The organism is Bacillus halotolerans, assembly GCF_001517105.1.
Lineage (GTDB): Bacteria > Bacillota > Bacilli > Bacillales > Bacillaceae > Bacillus > Bacillus halotolerans.
Window position 1 is genome coordinate 61,958 of record NZ_LPVF01000011.1, and the last position, 22,680, is coordinate 84,637.

15 protein-coding genes and 1 pseudogene are annotated in these 22,680 nt (G+C 45.9%); 12 read left to right on the top strand and 4 right to left on the bottom strand.

What is annotated here, in order from left to right; all coding sequences use genetic code 11:
• Positions 1 to 22: 22 nt before the first annotated feature.
• A complete protein-coding gene (locus AU387_RS14085) occupies positions 23 to 1,600 on the bottom strand; it encodes an FMN-binding glutamate synthase family protein (RefSeq protein ID WP_059335951.1) in 1,578 nt (525 codons plus the stop codon).
• Between the two features lie 215 nt (positions 1,601 to 1,815).
• On the opposite strand from AU387_RS14085, the gene pcrB reads away from it, so the two are divergent.
• From pcrB to AU387_RS14110, 5 genes are all read left to right on the top strand, one after another.
• A complete protein-coding gene (gene pcrB, locus AU387_RS14090) occupies positions 1,816 to 2,502 on the top strand; it encodes a heptaprenylglyceryl phosphate synthase (RefSeq protein ID WP_059335952.1) in 687 nt (228 codons plus the stop codon).
• 59 nt (positions 2,503 to 2,561) lie between these two features.
• Positions 2,562 to 4,781: a DNA helicase PcrA gene (gene pcrA / locus AU387_RS14095; RefSeq protein ID WP_059335953.1), complete on the top strand. Its 2,220-nt coding sequence runs from the start codon at positions 2,562 to 2,564 to the stop codon at positions 4,779 to 4,781.
• Between the two features lie 23 nt (positions 4,782 to 4,804).
• The gene (ligA, locus tag AU387_RS14100) at positions 4,805 to 6,811 is read left to right on the top strand and encodes an NAD-dependent DNA ligase LigA (RefSeq protein ID WP_059335954.1); all 2,007 of its coding nucleotides are present in this window, start codon (positions 4,805 to 4,807) and stop codon (positions 6,809 to 6,811) included.
• A 15-nt stretch (positions 6,812 to 6,826) separates the two neighbouring features.
• On the top strand, positions 6,827 to 8,017 hold the full coding sequence (locus AU387_RS14105; protein ID WP_024120459.1) for a CamS family sex pheromone protein: 1,191 nt from the start codon (positions 6,827 to 6,829) through the stop codon (positions 8,015 to 8,017).
• A gap of 178 nt (positions 8,018 to 8,195) precedes the next feature.
• Complete coding sequence (locus AU387_RS14110) at positions 8,196 to 9,203, top strand: phosphotransferase enzyme family protein (RefSeq protein ID WP_193789273.1); 1,008 nt, start codon at positions 8,196 to 8,198, stop codon at positions 9,201 to 9,203.
• A gap of 39 nt (positions 9,204 to 9,242) precedes the next feature.
• Here AU387_RS14110 and AU387_RS14115 read toward each other — a convergent pair whose 3' ends face one another.
• Positions 9,243 to 9,941, bottom strand: coding sequence for an MgtC/SapB family protein (locus AU387_RS14115; protein WP_081638247.1), 699 nt, complete (start codon positions 9,939 to 9,941; stop codon positions 9,243 to 9,245).
• A gap of 105 nt (positions 9,942 to 10,046) precedes the next feature.
• Positions 10,047 to 11,525 (bottom strand): proline transporter OpuE, encoded by a 1,479-nt coding sequence (gene opuE, locus AU387_RS14120; RefSeq protein ID WP_059293360.1) that lies wholly within the window; start codon positions 11,523 to 11,525, stop codon positions 10,047 to 10,049.
• A 412-nt stretch (positions 11,526 to 11,937) separates the two neighbouring features.
• Here opuE and gatC point away from each other — a divergent pair, with 412 nt between their 5' ends.
• Genes gatC through gatB form a run of 3 tightly spaced genes read left to right on the top strand, consistent with a single transcriptional unit; the run spans position 11,938 to position 15,145 of the window.
• Entirely contained in the window at positions 11,938 to 12,228 is a 291-nt protein-coding gene (gene gatC, locus AU387_RS14125) for an Asp-tRNA(Asn)/Glu-tRNA(Gln) amidotransferase subunit GatC (protein ID WP_059335956.1), read from the top strand.
• A 15-nt stretch (positions 12,229 to 12,243) separates the two neighbouring features.
• Positions 12,244 to 13,701: an Asp-tRNA(Asn)/Glu-tRNA(Gln) amidotransferase subunit GatA gene (gene gatA, locus AU387_RS14130; RefSeq protein WP_024120464.1), complete on the top strand. Its 1,458-nt coding sequence runs from the start codon at positions 12,244 to 12,246 to the stop codon at positions 13,699 to 13,701.
• Positions 13,702 to 13,714: 13 nt separating this feature from the next.
• Complete coding sequence (gene gatB / locus AU387_RS14135) at positions 13,715 to 15,145, top strand: Asp-tRNA(Asn)/Glu-tRNA(Gln) amidotransferase subunit GatB (RefSeq protein WP_010333268.1); 1,431 nt, start codon at positions 13,715 to 13,717, stop codon at positions 15,143 to 15,145.
• Positions 15,146 to 15,172: 27 nt separating this feature from the next.
• Here the strand turns inward: gatB and AU387_RS14140 are convergent.
• A pseudogene (locus tag AU387_RS14140) lies at positions 15,173 to 16,037 on the bottom strand (TetR/AcrR family transcriptional regulator); the annotation flags it as partial.
• A gap of 130 nt (positions 16,038 to 16,167) precedes the next feature.
• Here AU387_RS14140 and srfP point away from each other — a divergent pair.
• The 4 genes from srfP (at position 16,168) to AU387_RS14160 (ending at position 22,600) form a co-directional block, all read left to right on the top strand.
• Positions 16,168 to 19,326, top strand: coding sequence for a surfactin resistance protein SrfP (gene srfP, locus AU387_RS14145; RefSeq protein WP_059335957.1), 3,159 nt, complete (start codon positions 16,168 to 16,170; stop codon positions 19,324 to 19,326).
• A 151-nt stretch (positions 19,327 to 19,477) separates the two neighbouring features.
• Entirely contained in the window at positions 19,478 to 20,389 is a 912-nt protein-coding gene (locus AU387_RS14150) for a diacylglycerol kinase (protein ID WP_059335958.1), read from the top strand.
• Between the two features lie 57 nt (positions 20,390 to 20,446).
• Positions 20,447 to 21,826: a 23S rRNA (uracil(1939)-C(5))-methyltransferase RlmD gene (gene rlmD / locus AU387_RS14155; RefSeq protein WP_059335959.1), complete on the top strand. Its 1,380-nt coding sequence runs from the start codon at positions 20,447 to 20,449 to the stop codon at positions 21,824 to 21,826.
• Positions 21,827 to 22,216: 390 nt separating this feature from the next.
• Positions 22,217 to 22,600 (top strand): hypothetical protein, encoded by a 384-nt coding sequence (locus AU387_RS14160; protein WP_059335960.1) that lies wholly within the window; start codon positions 22,217 to 22,219, stop codon positions 22,598 to 22,600.
• Positions 22,601 to 22,680 lie beyond the last annotated feature (80 nt).

Consider the following 22,680-nt stretch of genomic DNA (forward strand, 5'->3'; position numbering starts at 1 on the left):
CGTCTGGCAAGGGGCGGTTTTTTTATGAAACAATTTTCTCAATCAGATTGTCAATGTCAACTGTGCTGCCATCCTCTTTTCGGTAGACAACATGCTCCTTGGAAAAGTGAACCGGCGAATCGATCCCGGCTGCTGCGGCCAGATTAAACAGCCCCTCACGCAGCGAAATGACGTAGTTGCAGACGCGGTGCTGCTTTTCCTCAACGCTCAGCGCTTTTTGCAGCTTCGGATCTGTTGTCGCAACGCCTGCCGGGCATGTGTTGGTGTGGCAGACGAGGGCGCGGATGCATCCGACTGAAAACATCATGCCGCGTGCAATGTTGACAAAGTCAGCGCCCAGAGCTAAAGCGACCGCGATTTTGTCAGGGGTCAGCAGCTTTCCGGAAGCAAAAAGTTTCATACGGTCACGCAAGCCGTATTGTCTGAGCAGCGTATCAACGATAGGGAGCGCCGTCATAATCGGGAGGCCGACTGTGTCGGCAAGCTCATAGAAGGAAGCGCCGGTACCGCCTTCACTCCCGTCTATCGTAATAAAATCAGGATGTTTTCCGCTTTTCTGCATATAAGAAAAAAGCTCATGCAAGTCATCAGGCTGGCCTGCAACAATTTTAATGCCGACCGGCTTTTGACCGACGTCTCGCAGCTTTTCAATAAAATCCAGCATTTCAGGCGCGCTTGAAAATTCATGAAAGCGGTTTGGGCTGTCGATTGACTTTCCGGGTTCGACATTCCGAATGTCTGCCACCTCTTCTGACACTTTAGCGCCATCCACATGTCCGCCGCGGGTTTTGGCTCCTTGTGCGAGCTTCAGCTCAAACGCTTTAATTTGATCTAGCCGGCTTTTCTTTTTAAATTCCTCCCACGAAAATTCCCCTTTTCTATTGCGTACGCCAAATAGACCGGGGCCGATTTGGCAGATGATATCAACACCTCCCTTTAAGTGATACTCAGACAATCCGCCTTCACCGGTATTCATCCAAGTGCCGCCCGCCTGGTGCAGCCCTTTTGACAGCGCCGTAATGGCGCGCTCTCCAAGTGAACCGTAGCTCATGGCGGATTGACCGACTAATCCCTTCACATAAAAAGGCTTTTCGCATGTACTCCCGCCGATGACTTGAACATCATCCGGATGGAGAAAATACGGATCAGCCTTGGTACGTTCGGCATGCTCGCTGCGTCTGAACAGATTGTCCGAATCGATTTTATAGATGTGGGTTTCGATTTTCGGAGACTGGCCCACACGCAATTCTTCTTTTTGCTTTGGGAAAAGGGCGTTTCGGATATAATAGCCCGGTTGATCAAAATCTCTTACCGATCCGAATCCCATCATTCTGCTTTTGTATTTTCCTGATATGACTGTTTGCTCATATTCTTTTCGTGAAAAAGGCTGTTCCTCATTGTCATTGCTGAATAAATACTGCCGCAGCTCCGGTCCGATTTTTTCAAAAATATAGCGAAACCTTCCGATGACAGGATAATTGCGGAGGATTGAATGCTCCTTCTGCTTTTCGTCCTTTATGTAGATCCAGACAAACAATGCGATGGGGATAACGATGATCCCGATGATAAATGCAATAAGTGCAATAATGATGTATTCCATCTGTTAGCCTCCCTTTTTATGTAACCATTTCCACTGTTGGAGCGTTTCCAAACAATAGAAAATATTACTGTCTGTTTCTATAAAAAGAGAGGGGAAATAGAATCAAAACACCTTTTTCAGTGAATAACGAGAATGACGGTTTTTTCCGTTTTTCCGCGCTATGTGAATTTGTTATAATGTTTAAATGGTAAGAAACGAATGGAGGAACGGATGACGTGTACGATGTAACGGAGTGGAAGCATATCTTTAAACTCGATCCAAATAAAGATTTGCCTGATGAACAGCTGGAGATTCTTTGTGAGTCAGGGACTGATGCGGTCATTATCGGGGGAAGCGACGGTGTGACGGAGGATAATGTCCTGCGGATGCTGTCTCAGGTGAGACGGTTTTTGGTGCCGTGTGTCCTTGAGGTGTCAGCGATTGAAGCGATTGTCCCTGGCTTTGACTTATATTTTATTCCGAGTGTATTAAACAGCAAAAATCCGGATTGGATAGTCGGCATGCATCAGAAAGCCATGAAGGAATATGGAGAACTGATGTCGATGGAAGAAATCGTGGCGGAAGGCTACTGTATCGTAAATCCTGATTGCAAAGCCGCGGCTTTAACGGAGGCGGACACCAATCTGAATCATGACGATATCATCGCCTATGCGCGCGTGTCTGAGCTGCTGCGGCTTCCGGTTTTTTATCTGGAATACAGCGGCGCTCTTGGGGACATAGAAGCCGTGAAGAAAACGAAGGCTGTATTGGAAACGTCCACCCTGTTTTACGGAGGCGGCATCAAAGACGCGGAGACGGCATTACAGTATGCCGAGCACGCGGATGTCATTGTGGTGGGCAACGCTGTGTATGAGAATTTTGATGAAGCGCTGAAGACAGTAGCAGCTGTCAAAGGCGAGTAGCGAAATGTACGGATTTGGTTTATGATAGAACATATGTTTGTATAGGCGGGTGACGAATTTTGAATTACATTAGCAATCAACTATTAAGCGGATTAAACCCCGTTCAGCAGGAAGCTGTCAAAACAACGGACGGGCCTTTGCTGCTGATGGCGGGAGCGGGAAGCGGAAAGACGCGTGTCCTGACGCACAGAATCGCTTACTTAATGGCGGAAAAGCATGTGGCGCCGTGGAACATTCTGGCGATCACATTTACAAATAAAGCGGCCAGAGAAATGAAAGAACGTGTGGAGAGCATTCTCGGGCCCGGAGCGGATGATATCTGGATTTCCACGTTCCACAGCATGTGTGTGCGGATTTTGCGCCGAGATATCGACCGCATCGGGATCAACCGCAATTTCTCAATCCTTGATACGGCTGACCAGCTTTCAGTCATCAAGGGAATTTTGAAGGAACGCAACCTCGATCCGAAAAAATTTGATCCGAGGAGCATCCTTGGCACGATCAGCAGTGCGAAAAATGAATTAACCGAACCTGAGGAATTTTCTAAGGTTGCCGGCGGTTACTATGATCAGGTCGTCAGCGATGTATACACTGATTATCAGAAAAAACTGCTGAAAAACCAGTCGCTTGATTTCGACGACTTAATTATGACGACCATTAAACTATTTGACCGTATTCCGGAAGTGCTTGAGTTTTATCAGCGCAAATTTCAATACATCCACGTCGATGAGTATCAGGATACGAACAGAGCGCAATACATGCTCGTGAAGCAGCTGGCGGAGCGCTTCCAGAACCTTTGCGTTGTCGGTGACTCCGACCAGTCCATCTACAGATGGCGCGGGGCGGACATTGCCAACATTCTTTCCTTTGAAAAGGATTATCCGAATGCCAGCGTCATTTTGCTTGAACAAAACTACCGTTCAACAAAACGGATTTTGCGCGCGGCCAACGAAGTGATCCAAAACAACACAAACCGAAAGCCGAAAAATCTATGGACGGAAAACGATGAAGGCATTAAAATTTCCTATTACCGCGGAGACAATGAATTCGGTGAAGGACAATTTGTTGCCGGGAAAATTTATGAGCTTCATAACTCCGGCAAACGGAAGCTGTCGGATATCGCCATCTTGTACCGGACAAACGCCCAGTCCCGTGTGATTGAGGAAACGCTTCTCAAAGCGGGCCTGAACTATAACATTGTCGGCGGCACAAAGTTCTATGACAGAAAAGAAATCAAAGACATCCTCGCGTACCTGCGGCTCGTATCCAATCCGGATGATGACATCAGCTTCACGCGTATTGTCAATGTGCCGAAGCGCGGAGTCGGCGCCACATCGCTTGAAAAAATCGCTTCATATGCAGCGATGAACGGCTTGTCACTATTCCAAGCGATTCAGCAGGTTGATTTCATTGGCGTCAGCGCCAAGGCAGCAAACGCGCTCGACAGCTTCAGACAGATGATTGAGAACCTGACAAACATGCAGGACTATTTATCAATTACCGAGCTGACCGAAGAAATTCTCGATAAAACCGAATACAGAGAAATGCTGAAGGCTGAAAAATCAATTGAAGCTCAAAGCCGTTTAGAGAACATCGACGAGTTCCTGTCTGTAACGAAAAACTTTGAACAGAAAAGCGAAGACAAAACACTCGTTGCGTTCCTGACTGATTTGGCACTGATCGCTGATATCGACCAGCTCGACCAGAAAGAGGAAGAATCCGGCGGCACGGATGCGATCACGCTGATGACGCTGCACGCCGCAAAAGGACTGGAATTCCCGGTTGTTTTCCTTATGGGACTTGAGGAAGGCGTCTTCCCGCACAGTCGTTCACTGATGGAAGAAGCAGAGATGGAAGAAGAACGCCGTCTCGCTTACGTGGGCATTACAAGAGCGGAGCAGGAGCTTTATCTGACCAACGCAAAAATGCGCACGTTGTTTGGCAGAACAAATATGAACCCGGAATCACGCTTTATCGGTGAAATTCCTGATGATTTATTGGAAAACCTAAATGAGAAAAAAGAAACGAGAGCGCCGTCTGCGAGAAAAATGCAGCCGAGACGCGGCCCTGTTTCCCGTCCGGTGTCCTACGCAAGCAAAACAGGCGGCGATACCCTAAACTGGGCTGTCGGAGATAAAGCCGGGCATAAAAAATGGGGCATAGGAACCGTTGTCAGCGTGAAAGGCGAAGGAGAAGGGACCGAACTCGATATTGCCTTCCCGAGCCCGATCGGTGTGAAACGCTTATTAGCGGCATTCGCGCCAATAGAAAAGCAGTAATTGAAGAGGAAAGGAAGAAGCAGATGGACAAAGAAACAGCGAAGCAGCGGGCAGAAGAACTGCGCCGCACCATCAACAAGTATAGCTATGAATATTACACCTTAGATGAACCGAGCGTCCCGGATGCCGAATACGACAGATTGATGCAGGAGCTGATTGCGATTGAGGAGGAGCATCCAGACCTCAGAACGCCTGATTCTCCTACGCAGCGTGTCGGCGGTGCTGTGCTTGAAGCGTTTCAAAAAGTCACTCACGGCACGCCGATGCTCAGTCTGGGCAACGCGTTTAATGCTGACGATCTCCGCGACTTTGACCGCCGTGTGCGCCAGGCCGTGGGTGATGATGTGGCGTATAATGTGGAGCTGAAGATAGACGGTCTTGCTGTTTCTCTCCGTTATGAAGACGGCTATTTTGTCAGAGGCGCGACAAGAGGCGACGGGACAACGGGAGAGGATATTACGGAAAATCTGAAGACGATCCGCACTATTCCGCTCAAAATGAAACGCAGCCTTTCGATTGAAGTGCGCGGCGAGGCGTATATGCCGAAGCGTTCGTTTGAAGTGCTCAATGAAGAACGGATCAAAAACGGGGAAGAACCGTTCGCAAATCCGCGCAATGCCGCTGCGGGGTCACTCAGACAGCTCGACCCTAAAATTGCGGCGAAACGAAATCTCGATATCTTCGTCTACAGTATAGCGGAGCTTGACGAAATGGGTGTGGAGACACAAAGCCAAGGACTTGATTTTCTCGACGACATCGGCTTTAAAACGAACCAGGAACGGAAAAAATGCGGCAGCATAGAAGAAGTCATTGCGCTGATCGATGAGCTTCAGGCGAAACGCGCCGATCTCCCGTATGAAATTGACGGTATCGTCATCAAAGTGGATTCCCTTGATCAACAGGAGGAGCTTGGTTTTACGGCGAAAAGCCCGCGCTGGGCCATCGCGTACAAGTTTCCAGCAGAAGAAGTCGTGACAAAGCTTCTCGATATCGAATTAAATGTCGGAAGAACGGGTGTGATTACGCCGACCGCGATTCTTGAGCCTGTAAAAGTAGCCGGTACAACGGTCTCAAGAGCATCCCTTCATAACGAAGATTTAATTAGAGAGAAGGATATCCGGATTTTGGATAAGGTAGTCGTCAAAAAAGCGGGCGATATCATTCCTGAAGTCGTGAACGTTCTCGTTGAACAGCGGACAGGGGAAGAAAAGGAATTCAGCATGCCGACAGAATGCCCTGAATGCGGCAGTGAACTCGTCCGCATTGAAGGAGAAGTGGCGCTTCGCTGCATCAATCCTGAATGCCCTGCACAAATCAGAGAAGGGCTGATTCATTTTGTCTCCCGCAATGCCATGAACATTGACGGGCTTGGCGAACGAGTCATCACACAGCTGTTTCAGGAGAATCTCGTCCGAAATGTGGCAGATCTGTATAAGCTGACGAAGGAACAGGTGATTCAGCTCGAACGCATGGGCGAAAAATCAACTGAAAACCTGATCAGCTCTATACAGAAATCGAAGGAAAATTCATTAGAACGCCTGTTATTCGGCCTCGGCATCCGCTTTATCGGCTCGAAGGCTGCAAAGACGCTCGCCATGCACTTTGAAAGTCTGGATAATCTGAAAAAAGCCACCATAGAGGAGCTTCTCGCAATAGATGAAATCGGTGAAAAAATGGCTGACGCAGTCATCACCTATTTCCATAAAGAAGAAATGCTTGAACTCCTTGATGAACTTCAGGAGCTGGGCGTAAACACACTCTACAAAGGCCCGAAAAAAGTTAAAGCAGAGGACAGCGATTCCTATTTTGCAGGCAAAACCATCGTTCTGACAGGAAAGCTGGAACAACTGTCACGAAACGATGCCAAAGCGCAAATCGAAGCGCTCGGCGGCAAGCTGACTGGCAGCGTCAGCAAAAACACAGACTTGGTCATCGCCGGAGAAGCGGCGGGAAGCAAGCTGACAAAAGCGCAAGAGCTGAATATTGAAGTGTGGAATGAAGAACAGTTAATGGGAGAGCTAAAGAAATAAGAGGAGTGTTTTCTATTGAAAAAGACGTTGGTAATGGCGGCAACGGCGGCAGTGTTAATGCTGTCTGCCTGTTCGTCAGGTTTTGGGGGGAAGAAGGAGGAAGAGATTACGCAAAAAACGGCGAAATCATCAGAAAAAGCGATTATCCCGAAATACAATATCTCTGACTCCTATTACAAAATGGTGCTTCCGTTTAAGGCGGGGAAAGCACGCGGCCTGACAACGGAACAGCTGAATACAAGACTTGATATTGATGAGTTTGAAACGGGGCTGATGCGCCTTGCCCAGGACTCTTTCTCGACAGACGATTATCTGTTCCAAGAAGGACAATACTTAGATGAAGATACAGTATTAAGCTGGCTGGCTCGGAAAAAAACAGGATCTGATCTGAAAAAAGCCCAAAAAGAAGATAAAAACTTTAAAAACGAGGGTCTGAACCCAGCACTCCCTAGCTCCGGTTCAACTGAAGAGAAAAACGAAAGCAGTCCGGTTTATTTAGCTTCTATGCTGGAACATGATTACTTAGTCAGAAAAGACAAGAATTCCATCCAGCTTGGCGGCGTTATGATCGGCTTGGCGTTAAATTCAGTGTATTACTACCGTGAAAAAACAGGCGACCCTCAAAAAGAAGTGGAGATTGACAACAGCACACTCCGTAAACAGGGAGAAAAAATCGCGCAGGAGGTCATTAACCGCCTTCGCAAAAAAGACAACCTGAAAAATGTGCCGATTACGATTGCGCTTTACAAACAGGCGTCCAAAACATCAATCGTTCCCGGCAATTTTATCGCCAAAACAGAAGTCAAAGCAGGCTCCTCTGATATCTCAAACTGGGACGATGTAAATGAAAAATACGTCTTCTATCCGGCCGATACGAGCACTGCAGAGAAATATCCTGATGATACTGAAGTCTTTAAACGGTTCAAAAACTCAATTGACAACTACTTCCCGAACTACACAGGTGTTGTCGGAACGGCCCTGTATGAAAACGATGAAATGAAGAAAATGAAAATTGAAATTCCGATGCAATTCTACGGAAAGAGTGAAGTCGTCGCGTTTACCCAATTCTTAACGGGGGAAGTCATGGACTACTACTCAAAGAGCTCACTAGATCTCGAAGTGGATATTACATCCTCAGACGGACAGGAAGCGGTCATTCTCCGCGATGCTGGCGATAAAGAGCCGACTGTTCATATTTATGACTGATAAACATGCAAAAAACCCTTGTGCCAATTAAGGCTCGAGGGTTTTTTTGTGTTACAATTAACAGTATAAGGAAACCGCAATCGTTTCCGCTTCTGCCGAAACAAAAACCAAATGGGGGTATGTTGATGCTGGAAATCGTGTAAAAACAATAGAAGAAATCAAAAGCATAGAAAGGGAGATAAACGTGCATAAAGAAATCAAGAAAGTATTTCGTGAGGAGAAGGTTTTGGCAGAGGCTGCGGAGAGATACGGTTTTTCAAGAAATCAGGTGCGTTTTCTGGCTGATGCCGAAAACTATGTATATGAGTTTATAAAAGACAATGAACTTTATATTTTAAAGATTACCCATACAATTCGCAGATCGGCTGATTATATGATGGGTGAAATGGAATGGCTCCGTCATCTGGATGAAGGCGGGCTTTCAGTCGCAAAACCGATTTTGTCGCTAAACGGCACAGAGATTGAAGAAGTCCCTGACGGAAGCGGCGGAGCATTTTTATTGCGAGCCTATGAAAAAGCGCCGGGGCGCAAAGTGGACGAATCCGACTGGAATGAAACCCTATTTTTTGAGCTTGGCAGATACACAGGGAAAATGCACAGCTTGACAAAAAGTTACAAGCTCAACAATCCTGCTTTTAAAAGACAGGAGTGGGATGAAGAAGAGCAGCTGATGCTTAGAAAATACGTGCCGGAAGACCAGACTCAGGTGTTTCAGCAGGCGGATGAGCTAATGAATGAACTGCGTCAATTACCAAAAAGCAGGGACAGCTACGGCTTGGTTCATGCCGACCTCCACCATGGCAATTTTAACTGGGACCAAGGGAAAATCACAACATTTGATTTTGATGACATCGGCTACAATTGGTTTGTCAATGATATCAGCATTCTCCTCTATAATGTGCTGTGGTACCCGGTCGTTCCATATGAAAATAAAGCCGTGTTTACAGAGGAATTTATGACGCACTTTATGAACGGATACAGAGAAGAAAATGATCTTGATGCTTCGTGGCTGAAAAGAATACCTGATTTTCTCCGCCTGCGTCACATGCTGATATACGGGCTGCTGCATCAAATGTTTGATCTTAACTCAATAGGCGCAGAAGAAAAAGAAATGCTGGCCGGTTTCAGAAGGGATATAGAAAACCGCACGCCGATCACAGAATTTGATTTTTCTAAGCTCGTCTAGAACGAAAAAAGCCAATGGGATATAATGCCCCATTGGCTTTTATAATGTATCGCACTTTACGCCGACGACACCTTCAATGTCTTTTATATCATAGTAGACATCGGTCGTGTATCTGTTTTTATGGACACGGACTTTGACTTCCATGATCGGAAATTCTTTTTCATGAAGGTCATCGATTCGGACGGAGTGTGTCTTAATGTTTCTTCTTTTCATTTCTTTTAAGATCTCTGTCATTTTGTCTTTATCAGAAAGTGACATTCTGATGCGGATGTCTTTTTCCTGCAGACGGTCTGGACCGATTTTTCTGACCGCCCACGGCAGAAATTCAACGCTGATCAGGATGAACAGAAGGCTGGCAAAGGCTTCTTTATAAAATCCCGCTCCGGTAGCAAGCCCGAGCCCTGCCGCACCCCAAATCATAGCCGATGTGGTTAAGCCGGAAATGACGTCGTTGCTTTTTCGCAAAATGACACCTGCGCCGATAAACCCGACGCCGGAGATGATTTGCGCAGGCAGACGCAGCGGGTCCATCATGATGCGGTAGTATTTAGGGAAATGATATGCCGCGTTAATACTGACGATCGTCAGCATGCATGAGCTGACGGCGATAACGATACAGGTTTTTAACCCGAGCGGCTTATTCTTCAGCTCGCGCTCCAGCCCGATGACCATGCCAATCAAAGTGGCAATGCCTAATTTTAATAAAATGTCAGGATCAATATACCAGCTCAACAGCAACTTCCCCCTTATCTATGGTGTTTTTAAATAAATATGATTTTCTCACAGTATTTATCGCAAAACAAGGGCACAAAAGCCACCAAGCAGCGCTTGATGGCTTTTTGATTATTTTTTGCGTTTTAACAGTTTTTCCATGACACCGAATAATCGGTAAGAGGCTTTTGCAGGCCGCTTTGTGATCATGCTGACGATAATGCCGGCAATCATACTGAGGATAAACCCAGGGATGATTTCGTACACGCCGGTGGATTTTGCCAGGCCGGTTGTAATCCAGATCAACACGGTCGCAGCCCCGACAATCATCGCAGCAAGCGCGCCCCATTCGTTCATCCGCTTCCAATACAGGCTGAGCAGAATCGCAGGTCCGAAAGCTGAACCGAAGCCGGCCCACGCGTATCCGACCAAATCAAGAATGGAGCTGCTCGGATTCAATGATAAGAATACCGCAATAACGGCAATCACTAAGACGGACAGACGCCCGACCATTACTAATTCTTTATCGGAAGCTTTTCGTCTGAAAAACGTCCGGTATAAATCCTCTGTCACAGCACTTGCTGTTACTAAGAGCTGTGAGGAGATGGAACTCATGATCGCAGCCAAAATAGCTGACAATAAGAATCCTGTAATTAAAGGGTGGAACAAGATTTTAGAGAAGATGATGAATATCATCTCCGGATCTTTTACAGCAACACCAAATTTATGGGCATAAGCAACACCGACCAAACCGGTCAGCACGGAACCGAGAACTGAAATGATCATCCAGCTCATGCCGATTCGACGCGCAGGCTTTAAATCTTTAATGTTTTTAATGGCCATAAATCGGACGATAATATGAGGCTGGCCGTAGTAGCCTAAGCCCCAGGCTAAATAGGAAATAATGCTAATGACGCTCGCGCCTTTAAAGATATCCAATAAATGTGGGTTAACAGCGCCGATTTCATGGAAAGTCGGAGCAACGCCGCCCACGTGGGTAAAAGCAACGATCGGCACAAGCACTAGTGCTGCAAACATGATCGCACCCTGCACGAAGTCAGTCAGACTGACAGCAAGGAAACCGCCAAACAGTGTGTACAATACGACAACACCGGTAGTCAGAAGCAAGCCTAATTTGTAATCCGCGCCAAAAGCAGATTCAAACAGCCGTCCGCCAGATACCATACCGGAAGAGGTATACAATGTGAAAAAGATCATGATAACCAAAGCAGATACGATTTTCAGCAGTGATGAAGAATGCTGGAATCGTTTGTCAAAAAAATCAGGAATCGTAATCGCGTCATCCGCCGCTTCCGTATAAGCACGCAGCCTTGGAGCCAGCAGCAAGTAGTTTGAGTACGCCCCGATTGTAAGACCTAAAGCAAGCCATAAGGTTGACAGCCCTGTCGCAAACATCGCGCCGGGAACACCCATCAGCATCCATCCGCTCATATCCGCCGCTCCGGCAGACAAAGCAGTAACAAACGGCCCGAGACCTCTTCCCCCAAGCATGTAATCGTTGATATCAGTTGTTTTCTTAAATGCATACCAGCCGATTAACAGCATGGCAATAAAGTAAATTCCTAAAGAAATAATAATTTCAATACTCACGTTTTACCCTCTCTTCAATTCTAATAATTTTGCATCACCTCTCAAATTGATGGTGCCAGTTAAGCAGTCTGGCGCAAGTGCGACACAAAAGACATTCTTTTGCAGGTGCACTTGGTAACTTAACCTAACAAAGTATTCCCACCCATTCAAGCGATGAAACATAGACGGTCAGCGGGAAATACCGGGGCAAACCTAGAAGGGAATAAAGATTAAAACGCTTTCAAAAATAATTAAAGTAAAAATTTTCAGAAAAATATTTCGTTTCTCCTTCGCCTCTTTTTAGTATAAAATATATAGGGTATTGTCTCGAAAACACAGGCCCGCCCCAAGGCGTTTTGTTGCTTTAGAGGGCTTGTTTTTGATATGATCAGTATTATATGACTTAACGGAGAAATATGTGGAGGTGGATCATATGTCACGAATTTCAATAGAAGAAGTAAAGCACGTTGCGCATCTTGCGAGACTTGCGATTACTGAAGAAGAAGCAAAAATGTTCACTGAACAGCTTGACAGCATCATTTCATTTGCCGAGGAGCTGAATGAAGTCAACACAGACCATGTTGAGCCTACAACTCACGTGCTGAAAATGAAAAATGTCATGAGAGAAGATGAAGCGGGTGAAGGTCTTCCGGTTGAGGATGTCATGAAAAATGCGCCTGACCACAAAGACGGCTATATTCGTGTGCCATCAATTCTGGACTAAAGGAGGGACACAAGAATGTCATTATTTGATCACAAAATCACAGAATTAAAACAGCTCATACATAAAAAAGAGATTAAGATTTCTGACCTGGTCGATGAATCTTATAAACGCATTCAAGCGGTAGATGATAAGGTACAAGCCTTTTTGGCATTAGATGAAGAAAAAGCGCGCGCGTATGCGAAGGAGCTCGATGAGGCGGTTGACAGCCGTTCTGAGCATGGTCTTCTCTTTGGTATGCCGATCGGCGTAAAAGATAATATCGTAACAAAAGGGCTGCGCACGACTTGCTCCAGCAAAATTCTCGAAAACTTTGACCCGATCTACGACGCAACTGTCGTTCAGCGCCTTCAAGATGCTGAAGCGGTTACAATCGGAAAACTGAACATGGACGAATTCGCCATGGGGTCATCAACAGAAAACTCAGCTTACAAGCTGACGAAAAACCCTTGGAACTTAGATACGGTTCCTGGCGGTTCAAGCGGCGGATCTGCGGCTGCAGTTGCCGCGGGAGAAGTTCCGTTTTCTCTTGGCTCTGATACAGGCGGCTCCATCCGCCAGCCTGCCTCTTTCTGCGGCGTTGTCGGATTAAAGCCCACTTACGGACGCGTGTCCCGTTACGGATTGGTCGCATTTGCGTCTTCATTAGACCAAATCGGGCCGATTACACGTACGGTTGAGGACAACGCATTCTTGCTGCAAGCCATTTCAGGCGTTGATAAAATGGACTCTACAAGCGCAAATGTAGACGTTCCGGATTTTCTTTCTTCATTAACTGGCGATATCAAAGGATTGAAAATCGCGGTTCCGAAAGAATATCTTGGCGAAGGCGTCGGCAAAGAAGCGAGAGAATCTGTTCTTGCAGCGCTCAAAGTTCTAGAAGGCCTTGGCGCTACATGGGAAGAAGTATCTCTTCCGCACAGTAAATACGCGCTTGCGACGTATTACCTGCTGTCTTCTTCTGAAGCGTCTGCCAACCTTGCACGTTTTGACGGCATCCGCTACGGATACCGCACGGACAATGCGGAAAACCTGATCGACCTTTACAAGCAAACGCGTGCTGAAGGCTTCGGAAATGAAGTGAAACGCCGTATCATGCTTGGAACATTCGCTTTAAGCTCAGGTTACTATGATGCGTACTACAAAAAGGCGCAAAAAGTGCGTACTTTGATTAAGAAAGACTTCGAAGACGTATTTGAGAAATATGATGTCATTGTTGGACCAACTACACCGACACCTGCGTTTAAAATCGGTGAAAACACGAAAGACCCGCTCACAATGTACGCAAACGATATCTTAACGATTCCGGTCAACCTTGCCGGTGTTCCGGGAATCAGCGTGCCATGCGGATTTGCTGACGGACTTCCGCTCGGCCTGCAAATCATCGGAAAACACTTTGACGAGAGCACTGTATACCGCGTCGCTCATGCATTCGAACAAGCGACAGACCATCATAAAGCAAAACCTGAACTGTAAGGGGTGAAATGAATTGAACTTTGAAACGGTAATCGGACTTGAAGTCCACGTTGAATTAAAAACAAATTCAAAAATTTTCTCAAGCTCTCCGACGCCATTCGGCGCGGAGGCGAATACACAGACAAGTGTCATCGACCTCGGGTATCCGGGTGTCCTGCCTGTACTAAACAAAGAAGCAGTGGAATTCGCAATGAAAGCGGCAATGGCGCTGAACTGTGAAATCGCAACGGATACAAAGTTTGACCGCAAAAACTATTTCTATCCGGACAACCCGAAAGCGTATCAGATTTCTCAATTTGATAAGCCGATCGGCGAAAACGGCTGGATCGAAATTGAAGTCGGCGGAAAAACGAAACGTATCGGCATCACACGCCTTCACCTTGAAGAAGATGCCGGAAAACTGACGCATACAGGCGACGGCTATTCTCTTGTTGACTTCAACCGCCAGGGAACGCCGCTTGTCGAGATCGTATCTGAGCCGGATATCCGCACGCCGGAAGAAGCATATGCGTATCTTGAAAAGCTGAAGTCTATCATCCAATATACAGGCGTGTCTGACTGTAAAATGGAAGAAGGTTCACTTCGCTGTGACGCCAATATCTCTCTTCGTCCGATCGGCCAAGAGGAATTCGGCACAAAAACGGAATTGAAAAACTTGAACTCCTTTGCGTTTGTTCAAAAAGGCCTTGAGCATGAAGAAAAACGCCAGGAGCAGGTTCTTCTGTCCGGCGGTGTGATCCAGCAGGAAACTCGCCGTTACGATGAAGCTACGAAGAAAACCATTCTTATGCGTGTCAAAGAGGGTTCTGACGATTATCGTTATTTCCCTGAGCCTGACCTTGTCGAGCTTTACATTGACGATGAATGGAAGCAGCGCGTAAAAGCAAGCATTCCTGAGCTTCCGGATGAACGCCGCAAGCGTTATATCGATGAGCTTGGCTTGCCTGCATATGATGCGATGGTTCTGACCCTGACAAAAGAAATGGCAGACTTTTTCGAAGAAACAGTTCAAAAAGGCGCTGAAGCAAAACAAGCATCAAACTGGCTCATGGGTGAAGTGTCAGCTTATCTGAACGCTGAGCAAAAAGAGCTTTCTGATGTTGCGCTGACACCGGAAGGCCTTGCCGGCATGATTCAATTGATTGAAAAAGGAACAATTTCTTCTAAAATCGCGAAGAAAGTGTTCAAGGAATTAATTGAAAAAGGCGGCGACGCTGAGAAGATTGTGAAAGAAAAAGGCCTTGTGCAGATTTCTGATGAAGGCGTGCTTCTGAAGCTTGTCACAGAGGCGCTTGACAACAATCCTCAGTCGATTGAAGACTTTAAAAACGGGAAAGACCGCGCGATCGGCTTCCTTGTCGGACAAATTATGAAAGCGTCCAAAGGACAAGCCAACCCGCCGATGGTTAACAAAATCCTGCTTGAAGAAATCAAAAAACGCTAATGAAAAAGCAGCTCTCCTCATTGAGGGAGCTGCTTTTTTATGATCAAATAGTAATAAAGATAGAGATCAAAGCGCGAAGCTTTTCAACTTCTTCGAAATCACTTCCGGTCAAATTTGACAGCAGGCCTTTAATAATCGGCTTGCGCGGCTTTTCCTGTGACAGCTCTTCCTCGATCACATCGAGCGAAACGATGATGTCCTCAGGCAATGCGCTGTTTTCTTTCACTTTTTGAATGTCCTGAAGGATCTGGCCTTTATCCGCCGGCACCAGGCTGTAAATGTCTTTTGGCATGAGTGGATTCAGGCTGGAACGGCTTAGCCCCTGTACAAGATCATCCAGTCTCTCCATGATAAATTCAGATATGTTGTCTGCATCAATTTTGATTTCTTCATTAAATACCATCACATTCATATAGGAGTGCACAATGCCTCTTGCCATGATGGAGAGGTCTGAGAGGTAGTTCTCAGTTTCCTTGCCATAAGTCGCAAGCAAAGCGTTCCGATACAGTTTATCTGTCTCGGCTGTGACTTTGTAAAAGTATTGCTTTACTTCTTGGTTTTCCGGAATGATATTTTCAGTAAGCAACAGAACAATAAAATCCTTATGATCGCGAAAATCCTCAAACTGGGCGCTGATTTGTTTTTTCAGCACATCTTTAGGCGGCTGTCCGGCGAGATCCTCTTCTATTTGTTTCATTTTTTTCATAGACATGCCGATGTAATATTCACAGGCAGACAATAGCAGCGCTTCTTTTGATTTGAAATGCAGATAAAAAGCGCCTTTTGAGATGCCGCATTCACTGGCGATTTCCTGGATGGTCGTCGAAGCGTATCCTTTTTTCGCAAATAAACGAATGCTTGTTTTTATGATTCTCTCTTTTTTCTCATTCATGACGTGCTTCCCCTTAATCCTTGAAAAATTTAGAAAAATTTTCTGGTATATGAGTTGACGATGTTGCGTTATACCGTTTAGTATTATATAGAATGACCAGTCAGTCAATAAAAACACAATGGAGGATATGATGAATCACGTTATTAATTTCGTTCTGAAAAACAAATTCGCCGTATGGCTGATGACGATTATTGTAACGGCAGCCGGCTTGTACGCGGGTATGAATATGAAGCAAGAATCCATTCCTGATGTAAACATGCCTTACCTGACAATCAGCACGACATATCCGGGAGCGACGCCTAGCCAAGTCGCTGATGAAGTAACGAAACCGGTTGAACAAGCGGTGCAGAACCTGGACGGCGTGAGCGTAGTTACGTCCACGTCCTATGAAAACGCATCGTCGGTCATGATTGAATATGATTATGAGAAAGATATGGACAAAGCGAAAACAGAAGCGGCTGAAGCATTAGAAAACGTCAGCCTGCCTGATGACGCGAAAGATCCTGAAATTTCCCGCTACAGCATGAATTCCTTCCCGATTCTGACGCTCAGCGTATCCAGCGATAAAGATAATCTTCAAGAGCTGACGAAAAAAGTGGAAGATAGCCTCGTACCGAAGCTTGAAGGAACAGAAGGAGTAGCTTCTGTCCAAGTATCAGGCCAGCAGGTTGAAGAGGTTGAATTCTCTTTCAAAGAAGACAAATTGAAGGAATACAACCTCGATGAAGATACAGTCAAACAAGTGATTCAAGGTTCAGATGTGACAACACCGCTTGGATTGTACACATTCGGCAAAGAAGAGAAATCAGTCGTCGTCAGCGGCGATATTGAAACCATTAAAGATTTGAAGAATATGAGAATCCCGACGGCATCTGCTTCAAGTGCAGGCAGCAGCGCAGTATCTCAAGCGGGTGCGCAGAGTGCTCAAGCGGCTCAAAGCGCGCAGGCGGCAGCACAGGCACAGCAAAGTGTTAGCACAGACGTGCCGACGGTCAAGCTATCTGACATTGCAACGATTAAAGATGTCAAAAAAGCTGAATCAATTTCCCGCACAAATGGAAAAGACAGCATCGGCATCAACATCATCAAAGCAAACGATGCCAACACGGTAGAGGTTGCCGACAGTGTCAAAGATGAGCTGAAGCAATACAAAGAAGATCATAAAGGCTTCGAATACAGTGCAACCCTTGACATGGCAGAACCGATTACAGAATCAGTTGACACGATGTTAAGCAAAGCCATTTTCGGCGCTATCTTTGCGATTGTGATTATTCTCTTATTCTTAAGAGATATCAAATCAACATTAATTTCAATCGTTTCCATTCCGTTATCATTGCTGATCGCACTGCTTGTGCTGCAGCAGCTTGATATCACACTGAATATCATGACGCTCGGTGCGATGACCGTTGCCATCGGACGGGTTGTCGATGACTCCATCGTTGTTATCGAAAACATTTACCGCCGCATGAGACTCAAAGATGAGCCGCTGCGCGGAAAAGCCTTGGTCCGTGAAGCAACGAAGGAAATGTTTAAACCGATCATGTCATCCACTATCGTGACAATCGCGGTATTCCTGCCGCTCGCATTGGTAGGCGGACAAATTGGTGAATTGTTTATTCCTTTCGCCTTAACGATTGTATTTGCGCTTGCCGCATCCCTGTTGATTTCGATCACGCTCGTGCCAATGCTCGCGCACAGCCTGTTCAAAAAATCATTAACGGGAGCGCCGATCAAAGCGAAAGAACATAAACCTAGCAGACTGGCAGGCTTCTATAAAAAAGTTCTGAACTGGGCGCTGAGCCACAAGTGGATCACGTCTATCATCGCCGTTTTGATGCTGCTTGGAAGCTTGTTCCTCGTACCGTTAATTGGTGCCAGCTACCTTCCGTCAGAGGAAGAAAAAACGATGCAGATCACATACAGCCCTGAACCGGGTGAAACGAAAAAAGAAGCCGAAAATGAAGCTGAAAAAGCAGAAAAAATCCTGCTTGACCGCAAGCATGTCGATACGGTTCAGTATTCATTAGGCTCTGGCAGCCCGCTTGCCGGAGGAGATTCAAACGGCGCATTGTTCTACATCAAATATGACAGCGACACGCCGGATTTTGATAAAGAAAAAGACAACGTGCTAAAAGAAATCAAAAAGCAGTCTGACCGCGGAGAATGGAAGTCACAGGACTTCAGCTCTTCAGGCAATAACAATGAATTGACATACTATGTGTATGGCGATTCAGAAAATGACATTAAAGACACTGTCAAAGACATTGAGAAGGTCATGAAGGATGAAAAGGATCTGAAGAACGTAAACTCAGGCCTTTCCAGCACATATGATGAGTATACATTTGTCGCTGACCAAGAAAAGCTGAGCAAACTCGGTTTAACAGCTTCTCAAATTTCTAAGGCCTTAATGTCAGAGACAGCACAGGACCCGCTCACAACCGTGAAAAAAGACGGCAAAGAGCTTGATGTGAACATTAAAACCGAAAAAGACGAGTATAAGAGTGTCAAAGATTTAGAGAACAAAAAGATCACATCAGCAACTGGCAAAGAAGTCAAAATTGGTGATGTGGCAAAAGTAAAAGAAGGCACAACATCTGATACGGTGTCTAAACGTGACGGAAAAGTGTATGCTGATGTCACTGGTGAGGTTGCATCAGATAACGTGACAGCTGTATCAGTTGATGTACAGAAGAAAATTGATAAGCTTGACATGCCTGACAACGTAACAATCGATACAGGCGGTGTTTCCGCAGATATCGCGGATTCCTTTACGAAGCTTGGATTAGCGATGCTTGCAGCGATTGCGATCGTCTACCTTGTGCTTGTGATTACATTCGGCGGAGCATTAGCGCCATTTGCGATTCTGTTCTCACTGCCGTTTACAATCATCGGTGCCCTGGTCGGACTTTACGTATCAGGTGAGACAATCAGTCTGAACGCGATGATCGGTATGCTGATGCTGATCGGTATCGTTGTTACAAACGCTATTGTCTTAATTGACCGCGTGATTCATAAGGAAGCGGAAGGACTGTCTACGAGAGAAGCGCTCTTAGAAGCCGGCTCCACACGACTCCGTCCGATCCTGATGACAGCCATCGCGACAATCGGCGCCTTGATTCCATTAGCTCTCGGCTTCGAAGGCGGAAGCCAGGTCATTTCAAAAGGACTCGGCGTAACGGTTATCGGCGGTTTAATCAGTTCGACGCTTCTGACGCTCTTGATCGTGCCAATCGTATACGAAGTATTGGCGAAGTTCCGCAAGAAAAAACCGGGAACGGAAGAAGAGTAAAAAAACAAAAAGCCTCAGCTCTGCTGGGGCTTTTCTGTGTTTCCTTCTGTAAGATTATGTGCATTTTGTTGCGATTTTTTTAACTCATAGTATAATTAAAGGTTGTTAGTGTAAAAATGGATCGGATACTCTTAAGTAGGATGATGAGATAATGAAACGTGCACGCATAATATACAATCCGACTTCGGGACGGGAGGTCTTTAAAAAGCATCTTGCCCAGGTCCTGCAAAAATTTGAACAAGCCGGCTATGAAACCTCCACCCATGCCACAACATGTGCGGGAGACGCAACGCACGCTGCCAAGGAAGCGGCATTGCGTGAGTTTGACCTGATCATTGCGGCAGGCGGAGACGGAACGATCAACGAGGTCGTCAACGGGCTTGCTCCACTAGACAATCGTCCGACACTCGGCGTCATTCCAGTCGGCACAACAAATGACTTCGCCAGAGCGCTTGGCATTCCGCGAGAGGATATTTTAAAAGCGGCGGATACAGTGATTAACGGTGTTGTTCGCCCGATTGACATCGGACAGGTCAACGGCCAGTATTTTATCAATATCGCCGGCGGAGGCCGCCTGACGGAGCTGACGTACGACGTCCCAAGCAAACTCAAAACGATGCTCGGCCAGCTTGCTTATTATTTGAAGGGAATGGAAATGCTGCCTTCACTTCGTCCGACTGAAGTCGAGATTGAATATGACGGCAAGCTGTTTCAAGGTGAAATCATGCTGTTTTTGGTCACGCTGACAAATTCCGTCGGCGGGTTCGAAAAACTCGCGCCGGATTCCAGCCTGAATGACGGCATGTTTGATTTGATGATATTAAAGAAAGCAAACCTTGCTGAATTTATCAGAGTCGCATCGATGGCGCTCCGCGGCGAACACATCAACGATCAGCACATTATTTATACAAAAGCGAACCGCGTGAAAGTCAATGTATCAGAAAAGATGCAGCTGAACCTGGACGGCGAGTACGGCGGCATGCTGCCGGGCGAATTCGTGAATCTGTATCGACACATTCACGTCGTCATGCCGAAGGAGAAAGCGGAACAGCTGGATGACTAAAAACTTGGCTTTAATAGGCCAAGTTTTTCTTTCGCTTAAAACAAGAGGTGAACATACATGAAAATGAAACCCCCAGTAGAAAAAAACGAATACTACGACGTGACATTTGAAGATTTGACGCACGAAGGAGCGGGTGTTGCGAAGGTACAGGGTTTCCCGATCTTCGTGCCGAACGCCCTGCCAGAGGAAAAAGCCCAAATCAAAGTGACACGTGTCAAAAAAGGCTTTGCCTTTGGCCGCCTGATCGAACTGAAGGAAGAAAGCCCGCACAGAACCGACGCTCCATGCCCGATTTACAAGCAATGCGGCGGCTGCCAGCTTCAGCACATGACCTACGAAGGCCAGCTCTTGTTTAAACAAAAACAAGTCAAAGACGTCTTAGAACGGATCGGCAAGCTGGACCTGTCCAACGTCACCGTGCACCCGACACTCGGCATGCAAGACCCTTGGAACTACAGAAACAAAGCACAGGTGCCGGTAGGAGAACGAGAAGGCGGACTCGTCGCCGGATTCTATCAGCAGCGCAGCCATGACATCATCGACATGAGCGCCTGCCTGATCCAGCAATCCAAAAACGACGAAGCCGTCCAAGCTGTCAAAGACATTTGCGCTAAATACGGTGTCAAAGCCTACAACGAAGAACGCCACAAAGGCTGGCTCCGCCACATCATGGTCAGATACGGCGTCGTCACAGGCGAAATGATGATCGTCTTCATCACAAAAACAAACGATTTCCCGCACAAAGCGAAGATTATCGAAGACATCACAGCGCAATTCCCGCACGTCAAATCCATCGTGCAAAACATCAACCCAAACAAAACAAACGTCATCTTCGGAAACCAAACAAACGTCATCTGGGGCGAAGAATACATCTACGACCTCATCGGAGACGTCAAATTCGCCATCTCCGCCAGATCGTTCTATCAGGTTAACCCGGAGCAGACAAAAGTGCTATACGACAAAGCGCTTGAGTACGCGGAACTGCAAGGCGAAGAAACCGTCATCGACGCCTACTGCGGCATCGGAACGATTTCTCTATTCTTGGCAAAACAGGCGAAAAAAGTGTACGGTGTAGAGATTGTGCCGGAGGCGATTGAAGATGCCAAACGAAACGCTGAATTAAACGGCATCACAAACGCTGAGTTCGCGGTTGGGGAAGCGGAAACCGTGATTCCAAAGTGGTATGAAGAAGGCATTACAGCTGATACCCTAGTCGTCGACCCGCCAAGAAAAGGCTGCGACGAAGCCCTCCTGCGGACGATTGTAGAGATGAAACCGAAGCGGGTGGTGTACGTGTCCTGTAATCCGGGTACGCTTGCAAGAGACCTGCGGGTGCTTGAGGATGGTGGGTATCAGACGCTCGAAGTGCAGCCTGTGGATATGTTTCCGCATACGAATCATGTGGAGTGTGTGGCTGTGCTGAAAATCAGACAATGAAGTGGCTCTGTTAAGCACACAGACATAATAATAAAACAAACAAACCTTAGTTTATATAAACTAAGGTTTGTTTGTTTTATTATGTAATCCTCAAAAGCTGTACCTACTGAAGTAATGTAGAGTATAAATGTAAACTGGCATAAAAGTAAAAGTTGACATATGCTCACAGGATGTATTTATTGAACAACGATATAATGATTTTAAGTTGTAGTATTTTTTCAGGTAAAGACTATAAGGTATATTATCCTCCTTATTGAAGTCTATTTGACCATAGGAATAGAAAAAGAGAGAATAGTTTCGTATTTTTTGAAGAAAATACAAAAAAGAAATCTTGAAATTAAAAGAATTATATGAAATAATAACCATTGTAAAATAAAAGGAGGAATTTAGATGAAAAAGAAAATTGTAGCTGGTGTTTTAGGATTAACATTATTAATGCCTCTTGGGGCTGGAGCTGCTTACAAAAGTTATACAGGATATGTTTTAGGAAGCCATAGTACAAACAACTATACATCATATCATACAAAAGGAACTTCTAACCAACATATTATGAACACTGTAGAAAATTTCCAAAATGCTTCTTCAGCCAATTTTTGGGCGCAAAGAAGTGGTGCAGATACTGTTTCTTCTAAATACAACCAGAAAAAAGGCAATACAACTAAAATTAAATTCGATGATACAGTTAATAAAGGAAAACAAGTTAGATTGGCAATGGAAAACGCAAACTGGTGGGGTTCTAGAGCATTTGTAGCTGGACGAGCTGATTTTAGATAAGTAATTTATTAAATTTTCTTTAAAGCACTTTATTCATAAAGTGCTTTATGTTATTTTATTATTAGAAAATTTAACTTGAA